This is a genomic window from Pseudomonas sp. S32 (assembly GCF_016648095.1).
Classification (GTDB): domain Bacteria; phylum Pseudomonadota; class Gammaproteobacteria; order Pseudomonadales; family Pseudomonadaceae; genus Aquipseudomonas; species Aquipseudomonas parafulva.
Genome location: NZ_JACVVF010000014.1, coordinates 16,664 through 36,001 on the forward strand (window position 1 = coordinate 16,664; position 19,338 = coordinate 36,001).

General features: G+C 65.0%; 18 protein-coding genes. 11 read left to right on the plus strand and 7 right to left on the minus strand.

Going from position 1 to position 19,338, the window contains the following annotated elements:
• The first annotated feature begins 42 nt into the window (after positions 1 to 42).
• A complete protein-coding gene (locus tag IAE38_RS10080; RefSeq protein ID WP_201164232.1) occupies positions 43 to 762 on the plus strand; it encodes a 16S rRNA (uracil(1498)-N(3))-methyltransferase in 720 nt (239 codons plus the stop codon).
• On the opposite strand, the gene trhA is transcribed toward IAE38_RS10080, so the two are convergent.
• Genes trhA through IAE38_RS10115 form a run of 7 tightly spaced genes read right to left on the minus strand, consistent with a single transcriptional unit; the run spans position 759 to position 10,332 of the window.
• A complete protein-coding gene (gene trhA / locus IAE38_RS10085) occupies positions 759 to 1,376 on the minus strand; it encodes a PAQR family membrane homeostasis protein TrhA (protein WP_028631918.1) in 618 nt (205 codons plus the stop codon). The genes IAE38_RS10080 and trhA overlap by 4 nt on opposite strands.
• Before the next feature lie 52 nt (positions 1,377 to 1,428).
• On the minus strand, positions 1,429 to 1,923 hold the full coding sequence (locus tag IAE38_RS10090) for a chemotaxis protein CheW (protein ID WP_201164234.1): 495 nt from the start codon (positions 1,921 to 1,923) through the stop codon (positions 1,429 to 1,431).
• Positions 1,916 to 6,865 (minus strand): hybrid sensor histidine kinase/response regulator, encoded by a 4,950-nt coding sequence (locus IAE38_RS10095; protein ID WP_201217502.1) that lies wholly within the window; start codon positions 6,863 to 6,865, stop codon positions 1,916 to 1,918. The genes IAE38_RS10090 and IAE38_RS10095 overlap by 8 nt, the downstream gene beginning before the upstream one ends.
• A 14-nt stretch (positions 6,866 to 6,879) precedes the next feature.
• Positions 6,880 to 8,904 (minus strand): methyl-accepting chemotaxis protein, encoded by a 2,025-nt coding sequence (locus IAE38_RS10100; protein WP_328804884.1) that lies wholly within the window; start codon positions 8,902 to 8,904, stop codon positions 6,880 to 6,882.
• 47 nt (positions 8,905 to 8,951) lie between these two features.
• On the minus strand, positions 8,952 to 9,506 hold the full coding sequence (locus tag IAE38_RS10105) for a chemotaxis protein CheW (RefSeq protein ID WP_028631922.1): 555 nt from the start codon (positions 9,504 to 9,506) through the stop codon (positions 8,952 to 8,954).
• A complete protein-coding gene (pilH, locus tag IAE38_RS10110; RefSeq protein WP_028631923.1) occupies positions 9,503 to 9,868 on the minus strand; it encodes a twitching motility response regulator PilH in 366 nt (121 codons plus the stop codon). Before pilH ends, IAE38_RS10105 begins: the two co-directional genes overlap by 4 nt.
• 47 nt (positions 9,869 to 9,915) lie before the next feature.
• Positions 9,916 to 10,332, minus strand: a complete 417-nt coding sequence (locus tag IAE38_RS10115) for a response regulator (RefSeq protein ID WP_028631924.1) — start codon at positions 10,330 to 10,332, stop codon at positions 9,916 to 9,918.
• A 239-nt stretch (positions 10,333 to 10,571) separates the two neighbouring features.
• Between IAE38_RS10115 and gshB the strand changes: the two genes are divergently transcribed.
• From gshB to hslU, 10 genes are all read left to right on the plus strand, one after another.
• Complete coding sequence (gene gshB / locus IAE38_RS10120) at positions 10,572 to 11,525, plus strand: glutathione synthase (protein WP_201164236.1); 954 nt, start codon at positions 10,572 to 10,574, stop codon at positions 11,523 to 11,525.
• Between the two features lie 110 nt (positions 11,526 to 11,635).
• Positions 11,636 to 12,538 carry an energy transducer TonB gene (locus IAE38_RS10125; protein WP_201217437.1) on the plus strand — a complete coding sequence of 301 codons (903 nt, stop codon included), beginning with the start codon at positions 11,636 to 11,638 and terminating at the stop codon, positions 12,536 to 12,538.
• A 101-nt stretch (positions 12,539 to 12,639) separates the two neighbouring features.
• Positions 12,640 to 13,230, plus strand: coding sequence for a hypothetical protein (locus IAE38_RS10130; RefSeq protein WP_201164238.1), 591 nt, complete (start codon positions 12,640 to 12,642; stop codon positions 13,228 to 13,230).
• A gap of 87 nt (positions 13,231 to 13,317) precedes the next feature.
• Complete coding sequence (locus IAE38_RS10135; RefSeq protein WP_028631928.1) at positions 13,318 to 13,887, plus strand: YqgE/AlgH family protein; 570 nt, start codon at positions 13,318 to 13,320, stop codon at positions 13,885 to 13,887.
• Entirely contained in the window at positions 13,887 to 14,324 is a 438-nt protein-coding gene (gene ruvX, locus IAE38_RS10140) for a Holliday junction resolvase RuvX (protein WP_028631929.1), read from the plus strand. Before IAE38_RS10135 ends, ruvX begins: the two co-directional genes overlap by 1 nt.
• 50 nt (positions 14,325 to 14,374) lie before the next feature.
• Positions 14,375 to 14,893 carry a bifunctional pyr operon transcriptional regulator/uracil phosphoribosyltransferase PyrR gene (gene pyrR / locus IAE38_RS10145; protein ID WP_028631930.1) on the plus strand — a complete coding sequence of 173 codons (519 nt, stop codon included), beginning with the start codon at positions 14,375 to 14,377 and terminating at the stop codon, positions 14,891 to 14,893.
• 12 nt (positions 14,894 to 14,905) lie between these two features.
• Positions 14,906 to 15,910, plus strand: a complete 1,005-nt coding sequence (locus IAE38_RS10150) for an aspartate carbamoyltransferase catalytic subunit (protein WP_201217439.1) — start codon at positions 14,906 to 14,908, stop codon at positions 15,908 to 15,910.
• Positions 15,907 to 17,178, plus strand: coding sequence for a dihydroorotase (locus IAE38_RS10155; protein WP_201164239.1), 1,272 nt, complete (start codon positions 15,907 to 15,909; stop codon positions 17,176 to 17,178). Before IAE38_RS10150 ends, IAE38_RS10155 begins: the two co-directional genes overlap by 4 nt.
• A 175-nt stretch (positions 17,179 to 17,353) precedes the next feature.
• Complete coding sequence (hslV, locus tag IAE38_RS10160) at positions 17,354 to 17,884, plus strand: ATP-dependent protease subunit HslV (protein ID WP_023533032.1); 531 nt, start codon at positions 17,354 to 17,356, stop codon at positions 17,882 to 17,884.
• 76 nt (positions 17,885 to 17,960) lie between these two features.
• A complete protein-coding gene (hslU, locus tag IAE38_RS10165) occupies positions 17,961 to 19,304 on the plus strand; it encodes an ATP-dependent protease ATPase subunit HslU (RefSeq protein WP_028631933.1) in 1,344 nt (447 codons plus the stop codon).
• Positions 19,305 to 19,338: the final 34 nt, after the last annotated feature.

The window sequence follows — 19,338 nt, forward strand, 5'->3', positions numbered from 1 at the left end:
GTTCGCCACCCGCCCTGTGCCCCTTTCATCAGAGCCTGACCCATGAGATTGTCCCGCTTCTTCATCGACGCCCCCCTGAGCATAGGCGAGCACGACCTGCCCGAAGCCCAGGCCCACTACATTGGCCGCGTACTGCGCATGGCCCCCGGCGATGCCGTGCAATTGTTCGATGGCAGCGGCCAGGAGTACCGCGGGCAGCTGCTGGAAGTGGGCAAGAAGACCGTGCGTGTCACCCTGGACCAGGCCGTTGCAGGCCAGGCCGACTCCCCCTTGCAGGTTCACCTGGGCCAGGGCCTGTCACGGGGCGAACGCATGGACTGGGCGATCCAGAAGGCCACCGAACTGGGTGTCAGCCAGATCACACCGATTGTCAGCGAACGCTGCGAAGTGCGCCTGAAGGACGAACGCGCCGACAAGCGCCTGGCCCACTGGCGCCAGGTGGCGATCAGCGCCTGCGAGCAATGCGGGCGCTCCACGCTACCTGTCATTCACCCCCCTCAGACGCTTTCAGAGTGGCTGGCCAACACCGCAGCCGACCTCAAGCTGGTGTTGCACCCGGTGGCCGAGCCACTCGCAAGCCATGCCAGGCCCGCTACCCTGGCCTTCCTGATCGGCCCAGAGGGCGGCCTGAACGACCATGAAGTCGAGCAGGCAAAGGCGGCCGGTTTCCAGGCCGCACGCCTTGGGCCGCGTGTGCTGCGCACCGAAACCGCGCCGGTGGTGGCACTGGCCGTGGCGCAGCAACTGTGGGGCGACTTCTAACGCACGTAGAACGAAACCGCCACGAAGTGCATGAGGCTGCCGGCGATCACGAACAGGTGCCAGATGCCGTGCCAGTGACGGAAGCGCCGGTCGAAGGCGAAGAAGATGATACCCACGGTATAGAACACCCCGCCTGCGGCCAGCCAGGCAAACCCGGCGCTGCCCAGCGTATGCAGCAGCGGGTTGACAGCCACTAGCACGATCCAGCCCATCACCGCGTAAATGATGATGGACAGTACCCGCGCTTCGGAGCGTGGCTTGATCTCCTGCAGCATGCCCAGCACGGCCAGCCCCCACACCACGCCAAACAGGCTCCAGCCCCAGGGGCCACGCAGGCTCACTAGGCAGAACGGTGTGTAACTGCCGGCAATCAGCAGGTAGATGGACAGGTGATCGAGCTTGCGCATGATCACCTTCGCCCGCCCACGGGTGCTGTGGTAAAGGGTGGAGATGCTGTACAGCAGCAGCAGCGTGCCGCCGTAGATCGAGAAGCTGACGATCTTCCATGGGTCGCCTTGCAGCCCCGCGCTGACGATCAGCCAGATGGCACCGATACAGGCCAGAACCGCACCCACCAGGTGGGTCCAGGCATTGAAACGTTCACCGTAATACATGTGCTAGAAGACCTTTCATCAAGCGGCAAGTTTCATGCGCCAAGCGGGTCGCTCAGTCATCCAGGCTACTGGACTGGCCTAGCTTGCCGCTGCGCTGGGCATCACGCACCAGGCGCTCCAGCCCTACCAGGTCGGGTACCCGGGCAACCTGGTCGCCCACCTGCACGGCTGCAAGTTCCAGCGGGCTCAACGGTACATCCACGTAGTTGAGCTGGCTGTCGAGCTTGCACGAACGCGGAATGTCCTGCAGCAGCAATGCCAGGTAGCGCAGGCCGGTGTCGCCCAAAGCATTGAGCACCACCACGCGCGCACGGTCGCCACATGGGGTCTCGGTGCCGCATGCGGCCTCGAAGCCAATCAGCGGCAGCCGCTGCTGACGCCAGTCCACCCAGCCCAGGTGCCAGGGCGGGTCGCCACGCTGGCACACCAGGTTGCGCTGCCCGCTCAGTTCCGCCACCGCCACGTTGGGCAGCACCAGGGTACGGTCACCCAGGGTCAGCAGCAGGCCAGTCAGGCTGCTGCGCTGCCCGGCGATCAGTTCAAGCATGGGGCTGGCTCCAGTGGGCAATGCTTTGCAGCAGCAGCGACTCCTGATACGGCTTGCCCAGGTACTCGTTGACGCCGATGGCCATGGCACGGTCGCGGTGCTTTTGGCCGGTGCGTGAGGTGATCATGATGATGGGCAATTGTTGCATGCGTTCGTCACGGCGAATGCGGGTGGCCACCTCGAAACCGTCCATGCGCGGCATTTCGATGTCCAGCAGCAGCACGTCGGGGCGATGCTCTTCAAGCAGGGCCATGGCGTCCACCCCATCCTTGGCGGTGATCACACTCATGCCATGGCGCTCGAGCAGGCGGCTGGTGACCTTGCGCACGGTCACCGAGTCGTCCACCACCATCACCAGCAAGGCCTTGCGCGGTGCCGGGCCCAGCAACTGCAACTGCGGTACGCCACCCGGCAACCGCGCCAGGCGCCGCTGCTGGCCGCGCAACTGGCCAAGCAGGTCCAGAATCAGCACCACCCTGCCATCGCCCAGCAATGTCGCCCCGGAAAGGCCGGCGACCGCAGCAAACTGCGGCCCCAGGCTCTTGACCACGATCTCGCGGCTGGGCGACAGGCTGTCGACCTGGATCGCGAACGACTGCTCCTGGGAATGCACCAGCAGCACCGGCAACGGCACGCTCTGCCCCAGCAGGGCCGGGCGTGCACCGCCCTGCAGCAGTTCACCCAGGTAACGCAGCTGGTACTCGTGGCCGGCGTACACATACTGTGGCGGTTCTTGCTCGTAGCACGCGGCCAGCTCGGCGGGCGGTACGCGCACGATGCCCTCGATGGTATTGAGCGGGATGGCGTACTGCTCATCGCCCAAATGCACCATCAGCGCACGGTTGATCGACACGGTGAACGGCAGGCGGATCAAAAACCGCGCGCCCTTGCCCGGCGCCGACTCGATACTCATCGAGCCACCCAGTTGCTTGACCTCCTCGTGCACCACATCCATGCCCAGCCCGCGCCCGGAAATCTGCGTGATTTTCTCGGCAGTGGAAAAACCGGGCCGCAGGATGAACTGCAGGATCTCGTGGTCGCTCAACTGTGCCTGCGGGTCGAGCAGGCCACGTTTGATCGCCTTGAGTCGTACGGCTTCCAAGGGTACGCCGGCGCCGTCATCGGTCATCTCGATGACAATGTCGGCGCCTTCGTGCAGCAGGTTCAGGTGAATGGTGCCCTGCTCAGGCTTGCCGGCTGCCAGGCGGGCTGCCCGGCTTTCCAGGCCGTGGTCCACGGCATTGCGCAGCATGTGCTCCAGCGGCGCCACCATGCGTTCGAGCACGCTGCGGTCCAGTTCACCCTCGGCATTGCCCACCACCAGTTCCACATGCTTGCCCAGCTCGCTCGCCACCTGCCGCACCACCCGCTGCAAGCGCGGCACCAGGCGCTCGAACGGCACCATCAGGGTGGCGGTGAGGCCCTCCTGCAACTGGCTGTTCACGCGCGCCTGCTGCTGCAACAGCCCGTAGGCTTCCTGGGCACGCTGGGCCATGGTTTCCTTGAGGTCGAGCAAGTCGGAGGCGGATTCGAACAAGGCCCGGGACAGCTGCTGCAACTGCGAATGGCGGTCCATTTCCAGCGGGTCGAAGTCGTCATAGATGTCGCTTTCAAGCTGCTGACGGCTGGAAATACGCCCCTGGGTTTCGATATCCAGCCGCAACAGCTGGTCGCGCATACGCTCCAGGGTGGTTTCCATTTCATTGAGGGTGAACTGGGCATCGTTCACTTGCTGCTCGATACGCCCACGAATGACGGAGTGCTCACCGGCCAGGTTGCCCAGGTCGTCCAGCAGCTCGGCATCGACCTTGACCATGTCGCCCGGCGCGCGCTCCGGGGCAAGCGCGGGCACCTCGCTGCTCAACGCTTCAACAGGCCCCTGGCGCGCTGCGTTATCGGCCAGGGCGGCACCGCTGAAATTGCGGATGTAATCGATCAGTGCCGTGGCGGCATGCAGCGGCTGGCCAAGGCGCACGGCATCGAGCATCTGCGCCAGGCGATCATGGCAATTTTGCAACAGGGCGAACAATGCCCCGCCAGGTGGCAGGCGCCCTGCGGCCAGCAGCTCGTACAGAAACTCCAGTTCATGGGCCAGGTCACCGATGGGGCCGATCTCGACCATGCGCGCAACGCCCTTGAGGGTGTGCAAGTCGCGCATCAGGTTGTCCACCTCGGCGCTGTTGCGCGGGTCCGCCTGCCAGCGGGCCAGTGCGGCGGCGGCACTCTCGACGATATCCGAGCTTTCTTCGAGAAATACCTCGAGCAACTCTTCGCCGGGGTTATCCGGGCCCTGAGGCGGCAACGGCGATGGCTCAGCCAGTGCCGGCGCAGGCACCTGCCCAAGGCCGAGGGCATCGCTCAGGTCCATGTCCGGGTGCAACGGGGTGACCGTGTCCAGGCCGACCAGGCCGGTGGCATCCGGCGCCAGGCCTTCGCCCAGCAGGTCACGCAGGCTTTGCACCAGCTCCAGGCGGGCGACCACGTCCTGGCCGGCCGCCAGTTCGTCCAGCATGTCGAGCAACGCTTCGTGGGCCTGGTGCGCCTGGGCGAAGAAGCGCGGGTCGGCCGGCAGGCTGCCCTCCTCCACGGCGCCGTACAGGTCGAGCAGCGCCTCGCACACCTCGTCCACCTGCCACAGGTCGGCCTGGTGCGCGGCATGGCCAAGCTGGGTCATTTCGTCCAGCAGGGTTTCGAGCCCGTCTCGCTGGCCGGGCTGTTGCTGCCAGCCAGACAACAGCGCTTCGGCATCCATCAGGCTGTCCATGGCCTGGCTAAGAAACGCGGCCACCGCTTGCGGGTCACGGGCACGTCGCCGCGTGGTCGGCAAGCTGGCGTGGGCGCCAGCCAGGCGTTCGTCCACCGCTACGCCCACCTGCTCGATCAGCGCGGTAGCGCCCGGCAAGGGTGCCAGGGGGCTGCTGCCCAGTTGCGCCAGGGCCTGCAGAAACAGGCAGTGGGCCGCGTGCAGCCATTCAACCTCGGCGGCCTGCAGGGGCAATTGGTGGCCTTTGTATTCACGTACAAGCCGGTCGAAAGCCGTGGCCAGCTCGGCCACGGGCATCACCCCGGCCATGGCAGCGCTGCCCTTGAGCGTATGCAAGGCCCGCTGCAAGGCATCGCTGACCGGCACCTCGGGGCCCACTGCGCTGTGAAGAAAACCTTCAATGCTGGCCAGGTGGCCCTGGGCTTCGCTGCGGAAGACCTCCAGCAACTGCGGGTCCAGCCCATCGACCTTGGCCGCCCCGGCAGCCTTGCCTTCAGCCAGGGCGTGCAGGCGCCCGGCCAACTGCTCGATCTCGGTCAGTTGCGGCAACTGGCCTGCAGCAAAGTCGGCCAGCAGGTCCGGCAGGTGAACGAACGCCTGCTGCATCGCCAGCTGGCTGTCCGGCCCCAGCACGCCACGGCCTTCCAGTACGCGGTTGAGCAGGTGCTCGGCCCCCCAGGCCAGCTCTGCAACTGCCTCGGCATGCACCATGCGGCCGCTGCCCTTGAGCGTGTGCAACGCCCGGCGCATGTCCAGCAAGGCTTGCCGCTGCTGGTTGTCGGCGCGCCAGCGCAGCCAGTGCCGCTCTATTTCCGGCAGCAGTTCACCGGCTTCTTCAAGAAACACCTCGCGCAGCTCATCGTCCACGCCATCGCCGTCAACACGGCCAACAGGGGCATCCTGGGCTTGCTTGCAGTGCACACCCAGCGCGGCCAGGCTGGCGCGGGCCATGTCGATGAAGGGCTGGCCGTCGGCCAGGGGGTCGGCCACGCGCCATTGCAGGTAGCCCTCGGCAGCGCTCAGGGCATCGGCCAGCTGCGCCAGCTCGTCGGCAGGGGGCTCGGCCTCCAGGTGCTGCAACCAGCCTTGCACGTAGCTGGCGCTGCCTTCGAACAGTTCGGCGGCGGCCGGCAACATCAGCATCGCCAAGGCGCCCCGCACCTGCTGCAACAACCCCGGCAGGGCCTGCAGGCGCTGCCGCGGCCAACCCGATTCCAGGCAATCACCGATCAGGTCCTTGGCCTGCTGCAGCACGTTCAGCGACTCTTCAAACACCACCTGACGGATCTCGGCCAGGTCTGAACCTGGCAGGCCGCCGTGGCCGCTTTCTTCCAGGGGCCCGACCATGCCGTTCAGGCTGGCCTCGACATACAGCAACGCGCCGGCCACATCCATCAACACACTGTCGTCCGCCGCTTGCCCGCCCTGGGCCAGGCCCTGCAACGCCAGCACCTGGTCGATGATCACCCGCCGAGGCTGCTGAAAGCCCAGCACGGCCAGGGTATCGGCAACGTGGCGCAGCGGCGCCAGCAACCCGTCGAGCTGTTCGCTGTGCTCACGGTCGCTGCGCACGAACTGGTCCAGGCGCTCCTTGATGCGCATCAGGTCGTCACACAGCGCGCTTACCACCGAACGCAGCGCATCGCGCCCCGGCCCGGCCTGCACCTGGTCGCGCCAGTTAGCCAACGACAGGTCGAGGTTGGCGAGGTCGTCGGGCCCGGCGAACCGCTGCGCGGCGCCGCCGATCAGGCTGCCTTGGGCCACAGGCTCGGCGCCCCGGCAGGCGCGCAGCTGGTTGAGCAGCGGTATCATCACCAACGGCAGGTCGTGGCGCGCACCCCGTAGCCGCTCCAGGTACGACGGCAGTTGCTCCAGGCCGCGGAACAACACACCCAGGCAGTCCCCGCGTGGGCTGACCTGGCCGTCGGCAAGCGCCCTGGCGAGCAGCTCCAGCTCTTCGGCCAGGCGGGTGGCACCGGGCAGTTCAAGCATGTGCAGGCAGCCATGCACCTGGTGCAGGTTGTCCACCACAAAGGCCATCATGGACAGGTCGCCGGGTTCGCCGGCAAAGCGTTCCAGCGCCTGGCGTGCCTGCCCCAGGCAGTCAAGCAGGGCAGGCTTGGCCCAAGCCAGCGCTACCGTATCGTGGCGGGCCGGGCTTGCAGCAGCACCAGACATGGGCATGGGCATCCTCACTGGGGCTCGGCAGGCGGCGGCAGCGTGAAGCCCGACACCGACCGGCGCATTTCGCTGGCCATGCGCGCCAGGTGGCGGATGCTGTCGGCGGTCGCACCGGAGCCTGCGGAGGTTTGCGCGGTAATCTGCTGGATCACCGCCATGGTATGGGATATCTGCCCGGCCGAAGACGTCTGCAACTGGGCTGCGTCGGAGATGCTGTGGATAAGGTCGGCGAGGTTCTGCGACACGCCTTCGATCTCGGCCAGCGCCACCCCGGCGTCCTGGGCCAGGCGGGCACCGCGCACCACCTCGGCAGTGGTCTGCTCCATGGAGATGACAGCTTCGTTGGTGTCGGCCTGGATGGTGCGCACCAGGGCCTCGATCTGCCGGGTGGCCGAAGAGGAGCGTTCGGCCAGGCGCTGCACCTCGTCGGCGACCACGGCAAACCCGCGCCCGGCCTCGCCGGCGAGGGAAGCCTGAATGGCCGCGTTGAGGGCCAGGATGTTGGTCTGGTCGGCAATGTCGTCGATCAGGCTGACGATGTCGCCAATTTCCTGGGAGGACTCACCCAGGCGCTTGATGCGCTTGGCCGTGTCCTGGATCTGCTCACGGATGTTGTTCATGCCGTCGATGGTGTTGTGCACCACCTCGTTGCCCTTGTTGGCGATGGCCACCGAGCGCTCGGCGACCTTGGCCGACTCGTAGGCATGGGCCGACACCCGGTCGATGGATTCGACCATGTCGCCTACCGCCTCGGACGCTTCGCTGATCTGCTCGGCCTGCTGCTCGGAGGCCTTGGCCAGCTGCCGTGCGGTGTTCTGGGTATCCTGCACCGCCGCTGCCACCTGTACCGCGCTGTGGTTGATGGTAGCGACCAGGTCGCGCAGCTGGTCCACGGAGTAGTTGATCGAGTCGGCAATGGCGCCGGTGAAGTCCTCGGTTACCGAGACGGTCACGGTGAGATCGCCGTCGGCCAGTTCCTCGATTTCGTCCAGCAGGCGCATGATCGCCTGCTGGTTGCGTTCGTTCTTTTCAGCCGTCTCGCGCAGCTGCCGGTTGGTGGTGCGCACCATCACCAGGCCGATGAGGATGATCGACGCCAGCGCCAGCAGGCCCAGGGCATAACCGCCAACGGTATCCAGGGTACGGCCGCTGGCCAGGTTCTCGAACCCGTTGGCCAGGTGCGAAGCTTCGTCCAGCAGGGTTTGCGACAGGCTGAAGATATTGCCGGCAGCCTCACGCACCTTGAACAGCTCAGGCGAGGTTTCAAGAATTTCGTCCACCGAGCCTGCCACGAACTGGAACAGTTCGGCGATATCGGCCAGGCGGGCACGGGCATCGGCATCCTCGACCCGGGTCACATCGATGCTGGCATCGCCTTTGAGCATGCCCTCGAGCACCTGACCGAAGCGGCCGGCATCGCGGCCGAACGCGTCCGCCGCCTGGGCTGCAGCGTCGTCACCGGCAAGCACCGTGTTCACCGAACCCAATATACGCTCGGCCAGCAGCAACTGGCGCTGGGCAACGGCAACCTGGCTGGCAGGCGCGCCGCTTTTCAGCAGGATTTCGACCACCTTCTCGTACTCCACCTGCAACTGGGGCACCGTTTCGGCAAGCGTTGCCGCCACCTGGTGCAACGACAGCACGGTCTGCTCGCTGGCCAGGATGGTGTCGGTGCTCTTGCGCAGGTTTTCCCAGTCGTCACGCACCGCCTCCATTTCGTCGCGCACCTTGGGTGGCGCCGGCGGGAGCCCGGTAGCCTTGTCGCCGTGGCGCAGGTAGCCCCAGCGCCGCTCGAAGTCGTTGCGCGCGTCGGACAGCAAGCGGAACGCCAGCGCCTTGCCGGTCGCCGCTTCGGTCGCATTCTTGGCAATGCGCTGGGACAGCACCCGCAGCTCGCCTGCATGGCCGATGTACTGTTTGTCGTAGTTGGACTGGGTGTTGAGGTAGGCGAAATTGGCGAACAGCAGGATGATCGACAGGATCAGGATCAGGAACAGCACGGTGATCTGCGCGATGCTGCGCGTGCGGGGCGTCACGGTGGTGGCGGTGACCGGGGTAGCTGGGTTGTTCACGTTCGCACGTCCTATAACGCCACATCGAGAAAGCCCGGCGCCTGGGCCAGGGCGAAGGGGCTGAAGATTGCCCAGTCACGTGCGCGGTGAAAATGCCCTTGCACGAAGGGGGCGGCCGTTTCGGCCAGGGGGAACGGCGGCGCCAGTTGCAGGCTGTCCAGGGCAAAGTGCTGCAGGCCGAGTACCTCGTCCACCAGCAGGCCGACGAACAGGTCTTCATGGTCCAGCACCAGCACGCGCCGCTGCTTGCCCGCCGTAGCGTGGCCCAACCCCAGAAAGCGGCCCAGGTCCATCACCGGCAACAGCCGGCCGCGCAGGTTGGCCACGCCGCACACCCACGGCTGCACCCCCGGCACGCGGCTGCTGCGGGGCTCGCGCAGCACTTCGGCCACTTCACCCATGGGCGCCACGAACCACTGCCCAGCGATGCGAAAACCGATGCCGCTCCATTGCTGCAGGCGGGTGCCTTGGGCGGGCTGGTCGGCGACCAGCAGGCGGCAGCGCCGGTCGATGTCCAGCAACAGCTCGAAGGCGGTCAGCGACGCGCCCTGCGGGCGGGTGGTCAAGCGCCCAGCACTTCTTGAAGCTTGGCGATCAGCGCATCCTCTTCCACCGGTTTTATCAGGAAGTCGCGGGCGCCCTGCCGGGTTGCCCAGATGCGGTCGGTTTCCTGGTCCTTGGTGGTCACCACGATCACCGGAATGTCGCGGGTTACCGGGTCCTTGCTGAGCTGGCGGGTCGCCTGGAAGCCGTTCATGCCGGGCATGACGATGTCCATCAGCACCGCGTCGGGCTTGTCCTGCCTGGCCAAGGCCACGCCGTCGGCACCATTGTTGGCCTTGAGCACTTGGTGGCCGTGTTTTTCAAGCCACTCGGTCAAGCGGTACATCTCTGTCGGCGAGTCGTCGACAATCAGAACTCGGGCCATGCTGGCTCCCCATCAGAAAAATAAGACCGTGCCATGGCTGGGCGCGGTCAGGGTGCGTGTTGTGGGTCTGTGGCAGGTTGCTCCACGGCGAACCCGGGCACGTGGGCACGGATTGCCTCGAGCAGTTCGTCCTTGCTGAACGGCTTGGTCAGGAACTGATCGGACCCGACCACCCGGCCGCGGGCCTTGTCGAACAGGCCGTCGCGGGACGACAGCAAGATGACCGGGACGTCCTTGAAGGTACTGTTGTGCTTGATCACGGCGCAGGTCTGGTAGCCGTCCAGCCGTGGCATCAGCACGTCGACGAAGATGATGTCCGGCCGGTGATCGACGATCTTGGCCATGGCGTCGAAACCATCGCTGGCGGTAATCACCTCGCAGCCCACCTCGCCGAGCAACATCTGCGCGGTGCGGCGGATCGTGCGCGAATCGTCGATCACCATCACCTTCAGGGGTTGTTCCATAAACGCCTACCCGTGGGAATTAGCTGCAAGTTGCACGCGTGCGCCACGACAATGGCGGCCCGGAGCAGGGATGCTCGTCGCTTGAGGCTTGTAGCTCAAGGCTTGCAGCTGCATTTTTAGCACAGTACGCAGCCCCGTTCCATCTGCCATGCCCCTTGACCGGCGGCGTCGGCAGCGCCACCCTGAGCCACTTTTCTTTCGATCCATCGCGGCAGCGTGCCGCCAAGAGGAACCACCCCATGAGCGTTCGCCTCGGCATTGTCATGGACCCCATCGCGTCCATCTCCTACAAAAAGGACAGTTCGCTGGCCATGCTGCTGGCTGCCCAGGCGCGCGGCTGGAGCTTGTTCTACATGGAACAGCCCGACCTTTACCTGGGTGCCGGCCAGGCCCGCGCGCAGATGCGCCCGCTGAAGGTATTCGCCGACCCGTCCCGCTGGTTCGAGCTGGGCGATGAGCAGGACAGCGCCCTGGCCGACCTGGACGTGATCCTGATGCGCAAGGACCCGCCCTTCGACATGGAGTTCGTCTACAGCACCTACCTGCTGGAGCAGGCCGAGCGTGAAGGCGTGCTGGTGGTCAACCGCCCGCAGAGCCTGCGCGACTGCAACGAGAAACTGTTCGCCACCCAGTTCCCGCAGTGCATGGCGCCAACCCTGGTAAGCCGGCGCGCCGACATTCTGCGTCAGTTCGCCGCCACCCATGGCGACGTGATCCTCAAACCGCTCGATGGCATGGGCGGCGCTTCGGTGTTCCGCCACCGCCAGGGCGACCCGAACCTGTCGGTGATCCTCGAAACCCTGACCCAGCACGGTGCCCAGCAGATCATGGCGCAGGCCTACCTGCCGCAGATCGTCGATGGCGACAAGCGCATCCTGATGATCGATGGCGAGCCGGTGCCTTATTGCCTGGCACGCATCCCGGCCAGTGGTGAAACCCGGGGGAACCTGGCTGCCGGCGGGCGTGGCGAGGCGCGCCCGCTGACCGAGCGCGACCGCTGGATCGCGGCCCAGGTGGGCCCGGTGCTGCGTGAAAAGGGCCTGCTGTTCGTCGGCCTGGACGTGATTGGCGACTCGCTCACCGAAATCAACGTCACCAGCCCTACCTGCATTCGCGAAATCGACGCGGCCTACAACACCGACATCGGCGGCCAGCTGATGGACGCCATTGATCGCCAGCTCAAGGCCCGCTGACCGCGGGCACGAAGTACAAGCGCCGAGTGCGGTATGATGCGCAGCCGCTCGCCGGGAGCCACTCACCTGCACAGGCGTGGCTCAAGCTTGACGCTGACCGTGGATAACCGATGACGCTGCCCGCTGACATCCCTGCCGACCTGCTGCCGCCGCGCGTACGCCCGGTGGACCGCCTGGGCTTTACCCTGTTCCTGGCTGCGCTCGTGCACCTGGCGTTGATCCTTGGCGTGGGTTTCAGCGTGGTCAAGCCCGCCCAGGTCAGCCACACCATGGATATCACCCTGGCCACCTTCAAAAGCGAAAAGCCGCCGCAAAAGGCGGATTTCCAGGCCCAGGACAACCAGCAGGGCAGCGGTACGCTGGACAAGAAAGCAGTGCCCAAGACCACCGAACTTGCGCCCTTCCAGGACAGCAAGATCAACAAGATCACCCCGCCCCCGCCCGCCAGGCCGGAAGTGGCGCCACCGCCCAAGCCGCAAAAAGCTGCAGTGGCCACCAAGGCCGCCAAGCCGCAGAAGGTCGAGCCCAAGCCCAAGGAAAGCAAACCCCAGCCCAAGGCAGCGCCGGCTCCGGCGTTCGACAGTTCGCAGTTGTCCAGCCAGATCGCCAGCCTGGAGGCGGAGCTGGCCAACGAACAGCAGCTGTATGCCAAACGCCCGCGCATTCACCGGCTCAATGCTGCCTCCACCATGCGCGACAAGGGCGCCTGGTACAAGGAGGAGTGGCGCAAGAAAGTGGAACGGGTGGGCAACCTCAACTACCCCGACGAAGCGCGTCGGCAGCAGATCTACGGCAACCTGCGCATGATGGTTTCGATCAACCGCGACGGCTCGCTGTACGAGGTGCTGGTGCTTGAATCGTCCGGGCAGCCCGTGCTCGACCAGGCCGCGCAGCGCATCGTGCGCCTGGCGGCACCGTTTGCGCCGTTTACCGGGGACCTGGCTGAATACGACCGGCTTGAGATTATCCGCACCTGGCGCTTTGCTAGAGGGGACCGGCTTTCCAGTAATTGATGCCTGAGCCAGGCGCAGATTATCTAGCAGTTTTGCCAGTTGTGGCTGCAGCCAAAGCGACGTGCAATTGCGGTACATCCAACCGCGAGGAATTACACGCCATGAACAGCCCATTGCCCCTAAATAAACTCCAAGAGCAATTCAAAGAAAACGTGCAGCGCTTTTGGGCAGATTTAACAAAAGCCGAAGGCCACTCCCCCAGCGCCGACATCCTCACGGAGACTGTAAAAACGCAGGTTCGCTTGAAGCGAGGCGATAAGATAATCCAGTACACGTCTGCCAAAGGCGCATTTCATGCATTGGCATCCGATAAAACGGCACTGCTGACCTGTGTCTACGATGACCAATTGCCTGTCAACAAGGAAGGTGATTTGCCAGCATTGCAAATACTTTTCCGTAACCTTCGATCAGGGCGTGCTGACGTCACCACTTCGCCCAATGCCGACATCATGGTCGCGCTCGGCTGGGGACAGTGGTTTCGAGAGAAGTACGGCTTCGCATTCGTGTACTTCGATCAAGCGCAGCAAGGCACCGCCGACGTAAAGTTTGAACCCAGCGAAGACAACATCGGTGACAGCCGTAAATCAATCATCAAAGTTTCCGCGACTTTCGACTTGGTGGGTCACCCCTCTAAGGAAAAGGTGTCAATTGACGTGAACGCGGAGGGCAAATTGATTTTTATTAACGAATGATTACAGGCATGCGCAGGTCGAAACCAGGTGCTGCCTCTTCACGGCAGCACCTTGCCAGCCTCGCTGCCTGGCGCCACACTACCCCCCATGAAGACCCTCACGCCGAGCTACCTCAAGCACCAGTTCCTGATCGCCATGCCGCACATGGCCGACCCGAACTTCGCCCAGACCCTCACGTACATCGTCGAGCACAACGCCCATGGCGCCATGGGGCTTGTGGTGAACCGGCCGCAGGAGCTGAACCTGGCCGACATCCTCGAGCAGTTGCGCCCGGATGAAGTGCCCGCAGCCAGCACCCTGCAGGTGCCCATTTACCAAGGCGGGCCGGTGCAGACCGACCGTGGGTTCGTGCTGCACACCAGCGAGTGCACCTACCAGGCCACTGTCGAGCTGGAGGGCGTTTCGCTGTCCACCTCCCAGGATGTGCTGTTTGCCATCGCCGAGGGCGTGGGCCCGCAAAAAAGCCTGATCACCCTGGGTTATGCCGGCTGGGAAGCCGGCCAACTGGAGGCCGAGCTGGCCGACAACGCCTGGCTCAACTGCCCGTTCGACCCGGAAATCATCTTTGGCCTGGCCAGCGACCTGCGCCTTGAAGCGGCCGCTGCCAGCCTGGGCATCAACCTGCACCTGCTCACCAGCCAGGCGGGGCACGCCTGATGGCCGAGCAGCCTGCCGAACCCCGCCTGCTGCTGGGTTTCGACTACGGCAGCAAGCAGATTGGCGTTGCAGTGGGCCAGGTCGTTACCGGCCAGGCCCGCGAACTGTGCACCCTGAAAGCGCAGAACGGTGTGCCGGACTGGGCGCAGGTAGAACGCCTGATCGCCGAGTGGAAACCTGATGCCATCGTCGTCGGCCTGCCCCTGAACATGGACGGCACCCCCAGCGAAATGAGCGCTCGCGCCGAGAAATTCGCCCGCCGCCTCAATGGCCGTTTCAACCTGCCCGTGCATACCCACGACGAGCGCCTGACCACCTTCGAAGCCAAAGGTGAACGCATGGCCCGGGGCGGCCAGCGCGGCAGCTACCGCGACAACCCGGTCGATGCCATTGCCGCTGCGCTGCTGCTGCAGGGCTGGCTGGAGGCCAATACCTGATCACTTCTGCTGCCGGCCACCCACCGGCGCACCCTTGCGAGGAGCCTGTTATGAGCCTACCCGATCCCGCCGCGCTGATTCGGCAGATGGCGGTCGACCTGCGTGCCCATCTGGCACGCCGCGGCATCACCGAGCCGCGCTATATCGGTATCCGTACGGGCGGCGTCTGGGTTGCCCAAGCCCTGCAGGAAGCCATGGGCGACGCCAGCCCCATGGGTGCCCTGGACGTTTCGTTCTACCGCGATGATTTCAGCCAGAACGGCCTGCACCCGCAGGTACGCCCCTCCGAGCTGCCGTTCGAGGTCGAGGGCCAGCACCTGGTGCTGGTGGATGACGTGCTGATGAGCGGCCGTACCATTCGCGCCGCCCTGAACGAACTGTTCGACTACGGCCGCCCGGCCAGCGTTACCCTGGTCTGCCTGCTGGACCTGGATGCCGGCGAGTTGCCCATTCGCCCGAATGTGCTGGGTGCCACCCTGTCACTGGCGGCCCATGAACGGGTAAAATTGTCCGGACCCGCACCGCTCGCCCTCGAGCGCCAGGACCTTGCCCCCGCTTCCGCCCTTTAAGAGTCCCCCGCGATGACGCCAATCGACGCCAAGCGCCCGCTGCAGCTCAATGATCAGGGCCAGCTGCGCCACTTTCTCTCGCTCGACGGTTTGCCCCGCGAACTGCTCACCGAAATCCTCGACACCGCCGACTCCTTCCTCGAAGTGGGCGCCCGGGCGGTGAAAAAAGTCCCGCTGCTGCGCGGCAAGACCGTGTGCAACGTGTTCTTCGAAAACTCCACCCGTACCCGCACCACCTTCGAACTGGCGGCCCAGCGCCTGTCGGCCGACGTGATCAGCCTGAATGTGTCGACCTCCTCGACCAGCAAGGGCGAAACCCTGTTCGACACCTTGCGCAACCTGGAGGCCATGGCCGCCGACATGTTCGTGGTGCGCCATTCCGACTCTGGCGCTGCGCACTTCATCGCCGAACACGTGTGCCCGGAAGTTGCCGTGATCAACGGTGGCGACGGTCGCCATGCGCACCCGACCCAGGGCATGCTCGACATGCTCACCATCCGTCGGCACAAGGGCAGCTTCGAGAACCTGTCGGTGGCCATCGTCGGCGACATCCTGCACTCGCGCGTGGCCCGCTCCGACATGCTGGCGCTCAAGGCGCTGGGTTGCCCGGACATCCGCGTGATCGGCCCGAAAACCCTGATCCCCATCGGTATCGAGCAGTACGGCGTCAAGGTTTATAACGACCTCGCCGAAGGCCTGAAGGATGTGGACGTGGTGATCATGCTGCGCCTGCAGCGTGAGCGCATGGCCGGTGGCCTGCTGCCCAGCGAAGGCGAGTTCTACCGCCTGTTCGGCCTGACCACCGCACGCCTGGCCGGCGCCAAACCCGACGCCATCGTCATGCACCCCGGGCCGATCAACCGTGGCGTGGAGATCGAGTCGGCAGTGGCCGACGGCAAGCATTCGGTGATTCTGAACCAGGTTACCTACGGCATCGCCGTGCGCATGGCCGTGCTGTCCATGGCAATGAGCGGGCAAAACGCCCAACGTCAATACGACCAGGAGAACGCCCAGTGACCCTCAGCATTCTCGGCGCACGGGTCATCGACCCTGTCAGTGGCCTGGACCAGGTCACCGACCTGCACCTGGACGGTGGCCGCATCGCCGCCATTGGCGCAGCACCGGCCGGCTTCACCGCCAGCCGCACGATCCAGGCCGATGGCCTGGTCGCCGCACCGGGCCTTGTCGACCTGGGCGTGTCTCTGCGCGAGCCGGGCTACAGCCGCAAGGGCACCATCGCCAGTGAAACCCGGGCCGCCGTGGCTGGCGGCGTCACCAGCCTGTGCTGCCCGCCGCAAACCAAGCCGGTACTAGACACCTCGGCCGTGACCGAGCTGATCCTGGACCGTGCCCGGGAAGCGGCCAACAGCAAGGTGTACCCTATCGGTGCCCTGACCAAGGGCCTAGAAGGCGAGCAACTGGCCGAACTGGTCGCGCTGCGCGACACCGGCTGCGTGGCGTTCGGCAACGGCCTGAAGGAAATCCCCAACAACCGCACCCTGGCGCGGGCGCTGGAGTATGCCGCCACGTTCGACCTGACCGTGGTGTTCCACTCCCAGGACCGCGACCTGGCCCAGGGCGGGCTGGCCCACGAAGGCGCCATGGCCAGTTTCCTTGGCTTGCCGGGTATCCCGGAAACCGCCGAAACCGTGGCCCTGGCGCGCAACCTGTTGCTGGTGGAGCAGACCGGTGTGCGTGCCCACTTCACCCAGATCACCAGCGCCCGTGGCGCACGCCTGATCGCCCAGGCTCAAGGCCTGGGGCTGCCGGTGACCGCCGATGTGGCGCTTTACCAGCTGATCCTTACCGACGAATCGCTGCGCGAGTTTTCCAGCCTCTACCACGTGCAGCCACCGCTGCGCACCGCTGCCGACCGCGATGGCCTGCGCGAGGCGGTAAAGGCCGGGGTGATCCAGGCGATTTCCAGCCATCACCAGCCCCATGAGCGTGATGCCAAGCTGGCGCCGTTCGGTGCCACAGAGCCCGGCATCAGCAGCGTAGAGCTGTTGCTGCCGCTGGCCATGACCCTGGTACAGGACGGCCTGCTCGACCTGCCGACCCTGCTGGCACGCCTGAGCAGCGGCCCGGCGGCGGCCATGCGCCTGCCGGCCGGGCAGTTGCAGGTTGGGGCTGCAGCCGACCTGGTGCTGTTCGACCCGCAAGCCTCCACCTTGGCAGGTGAGCAGTGGTACTCCCGTGGCCAGAACTGCCCGTTCATCGGCCACTGCCTGCCAGGCGCGGTGCGTTACACGCTGGTCGACGGCCATATCTGCCACGAAGCCTGAACAGCAGCCGCAAGCTGCAAGCCATAAGTGGCAAGCTGCAAGCTGCAAGAAAAAGCCGGCACGGCGCCGAACCGCTTTTTCTTGCCGCTTGCCGCTTAAAGCTTGAAGCTCAGCCAACCCACCCCCATATGAGTCTGCATCAGGCACTTTCGCCCCGCTGCGTGGAGACTCTCCCTTGACCACCATCGTTTCTGTTCGCCGTAATGGCAAAGTCGTCATGGGCGGCGACGGCCAGGTATCGCTCGGCAATACCGTGATGAAAGGCAACGCCAAGAAGGTGCGCCGCCTGTACCACGGCCAGGTCATCGCAGGCTTCGCCGGTGCCACCGCCGATGCCTTCACCCTGTTCGAGCGCTTCGAAGGCCAGCTGGAAAAACACCAGGGCCACCTGATACGCGCCGCCGTCGAGCTGGCCAAGGAATGGCGTACCGACCGCTCGTTGAGCCGCCTGGAAGCCATGCTGGCTGTGGCCAACAAGGACGCCTCGCTGATCATCACCGGCAATGGTGATGTGGTCGAGCCCGAAGATGGCCTGATCGCCATGGGTTCCGGCGGTGCCTACGCCCAGGCTGCAGCCCGCGCCCTGCTGAACAAGACCGACCTCTCGGCGCGTGAAATCGCCGAAACCGCCTTGAATATCGCCGGTGACATCTGCGTGTTCACCAACCACAACCTGACCATCGAGGAGCAGGACCTGGCCGAGTGATCAGCTGTTCTGGCGCCCTGCCCCGGTGGCAGGGCTTTTCCACGCTGATCCCATTCGCCCGAGGACCGTACCCATCATGTCCATGACCCCCCGCGAAATCGTCCACGAACTCAACCGCCACATCATCGGCCAGGACGACGCCAAGCGCGCCGTGGCCATTGCCCTGCGCAACCGCTGGCGGCGCATGCAACTGCCTGCCGAACTGCGCGCCGAGGTAACGCCCAAGAACATCCTGATGATTGGCCCAACCGGTGTCGGCAAAACCGAAATCGCCCGCCGCCTGGCCAAGCTGGCCAATGCGCCGTTCATCAAGGTCGAAGCCACCAAGTTCACCGAAGTGGGCTACGTTGGCCGCGACGTGGAGTCCATCATCCGTGACCTGGCCGATGCCGCGCTGAAAATGCTGCGCGAGCAGGAGATCATTCGCGTACGCCACCGTGCCGAAGACGCCGCCGAAGACCGCATTCTCGATGTCTTGCTGCCGCAGGCGCGCCCTGGCAGCTTCAGCGAGGAAGCCGCACAGACCAGCAACGATTCCAACACCCGCCAGCTGTTCCGCAAGCGCCTGCGCGAAGGCCAGCTGGACGACAAGGAAATCGAGATCGAAGTGGCTGACGCCGTCGGTGTCGAAATTGCTGCACCACCCGGCATGGAAGAAATGACCAATCAGCTGCAGAGCCTGTTCGCCAACATGGGCAAAGGCAAGCGCAAGACCCGCAAGCTGAAGGTGAAAGAAGCGCTGAAAATGGTCCGCGACGAAGAAGCGGGCCGCCTGGTCAACGAAGAAGAGCTCAAGGCCAAGGCCCTGGAAGCTGTCGAACAACACGGCATCGTGTTCATCGACGAAATCGACAAAGTGGCCAAGCGTGGCAACGTAGGCGGTGCTGATGTATCCCGCGAGGGCGTGCAGCGCGACCTGCTACCGCTGATCGAAGGCTGCACGGTCAATACCAAGCTGGGCATGGTCAAGACTGACCATATCCTGTTCATCGCCTCGGGCGCGTTCCACCTGAGCAAGCCGAGCGACCTGGTGCCGGAGCTGCAAGGCCGCCTGCCGATCCGTGTGGAACTCAAGGCGCTGACCCCGGAAGACTTCGAACGCATCCTGCGCGAACCACACGCCTCGCTGACCGAGCAGTACCAGGCGCTGCTCAAGACCGAGGGGCTGAACATCGAGTTCGTCGCCGACGGCATCAAGCGCCTGGCCGAGATCGCCTACCAGGTCAATGAAAAGACCGAAAACATCGGTGCCCGCCGCCTGCATACCCTGCTCGAACGCCTGCTGGAGGAAGTTTCGTTCAGCGCCGGCGACCTGGCAAGCACCCATGACGAAGCGCCGATCCTGATCGATGCCGCCTACGTGAACGGCCACCTCGGCGAACTGGCCCAAAACGAAGACCTCTCCCGCTACATCCTCTGAAGCGGCAAGCGGTAAGCTGCAAGCGACAAGCTGA

What these genes read in the sequence shown, in the direction of transcription:
- IAE38_RS10080 (WP_201164232.1), top strand. Translation starts at nt 43, where the DNA reads ATGAGATTGTCCCGCTTCTTCATCGACGCCCCCCTGAGCATAGGCGAG.
- trhA (WP_028631918.1), bottom strand. Translation starts at nt 1,376, where the DNA reads ATGTATTACGGTGAACGTTTCAATGCCTGGACCCACCTGGTGGGTGCG.
- IAE38_RS10090 (WP_201164234.1), bottom strand. Translation starts at nt 1,923, where the DNA reads ATGCTTGAACTGATCGCCGGGCAGCGCAGCAGCCTGACTGGCCTGCTG.
- IAE38_RS10095 (WP_201217502.1), bottom strand. Translation starts at nt 6,865, where the DNA reads ATGTCTGGTGCTGCTGCAAGCCCGGCCCGCCACGATACGGTAGCGCTG.
- pilH (WP_028631923.1), bottom strand. Translation starts at nt 9,868, where the DNA reads ATGGCCCGAGTTCTGATTGTCGACGACTCGCCGACAGAGATGTACCGC.
- IAE38_RS10115 (WP_028631924.1), bottom strand. Translation starts at nt 10,332, where the DNA reads ATGGAACAACCCCTGAAGGTGATGGTGATCGACGATTCGCGCACGATC.
- gshB (WP_201164236.1), top strand. Translation starts at nt 10,572, where the DNA reads ATGAGCGTTCGCCTCGGCATTGTCATGGACCCCATCGCGTCCATCTCC.
- IAE38_RS10125 (WP_201217437.1), top strand. Translation starts at nt 11,636, where the DNA reads ATGACGCTGCCCGCTGACATCCCTGCCGACCTGCTGCCGCCGCGCGTA.
- IAE38_RS10130 (WP_201164238.1), top strand. Translation starts at nt 12,640, where the DNA reads ATGAACAGCCCATTGCCCCTAAATAAACTCCAAGAGCAATTCAAAGAA.
- IAE38_RS10135 (WP_028631928.1), top strand. Translation starts at nt 13,318, where the DNA reads ATGAAGACCCTCACGCCGAGCTACCTCAAGCACCAGTTCCTGATCGCC.
- ruvX (WP_028631929.1), top strand. Translation starts at nt 13,887, where the DNA reads ATGGCCGAGCAGCCTGCCGAACCCCGCCTGCTGCTGGGTTTCGACTAC.
- pyrR (WP_028631930.1), top strand. Translation starts at nt 14,375, where the DNA reads ATGAGCCTACCCGATCCCGCCGCGCTGATTCGGCAGATGGCGGTCGAC.
- IAE38_RS10150 (WP_201217439.1), top strand. Translation starts at nt 14,906, where the DNA reads ATGACGCCAATCGACGCCAAGCGCCCGCTGCAGCTCAATGATCAGGGC.
- hslU (WP_028631933.1), top strand. Translation starts at nt 17,961, where the DNA reads ATGTCCATGACCCCCCGCGAAATCGTCCACGAACTCAACCGCCACATC.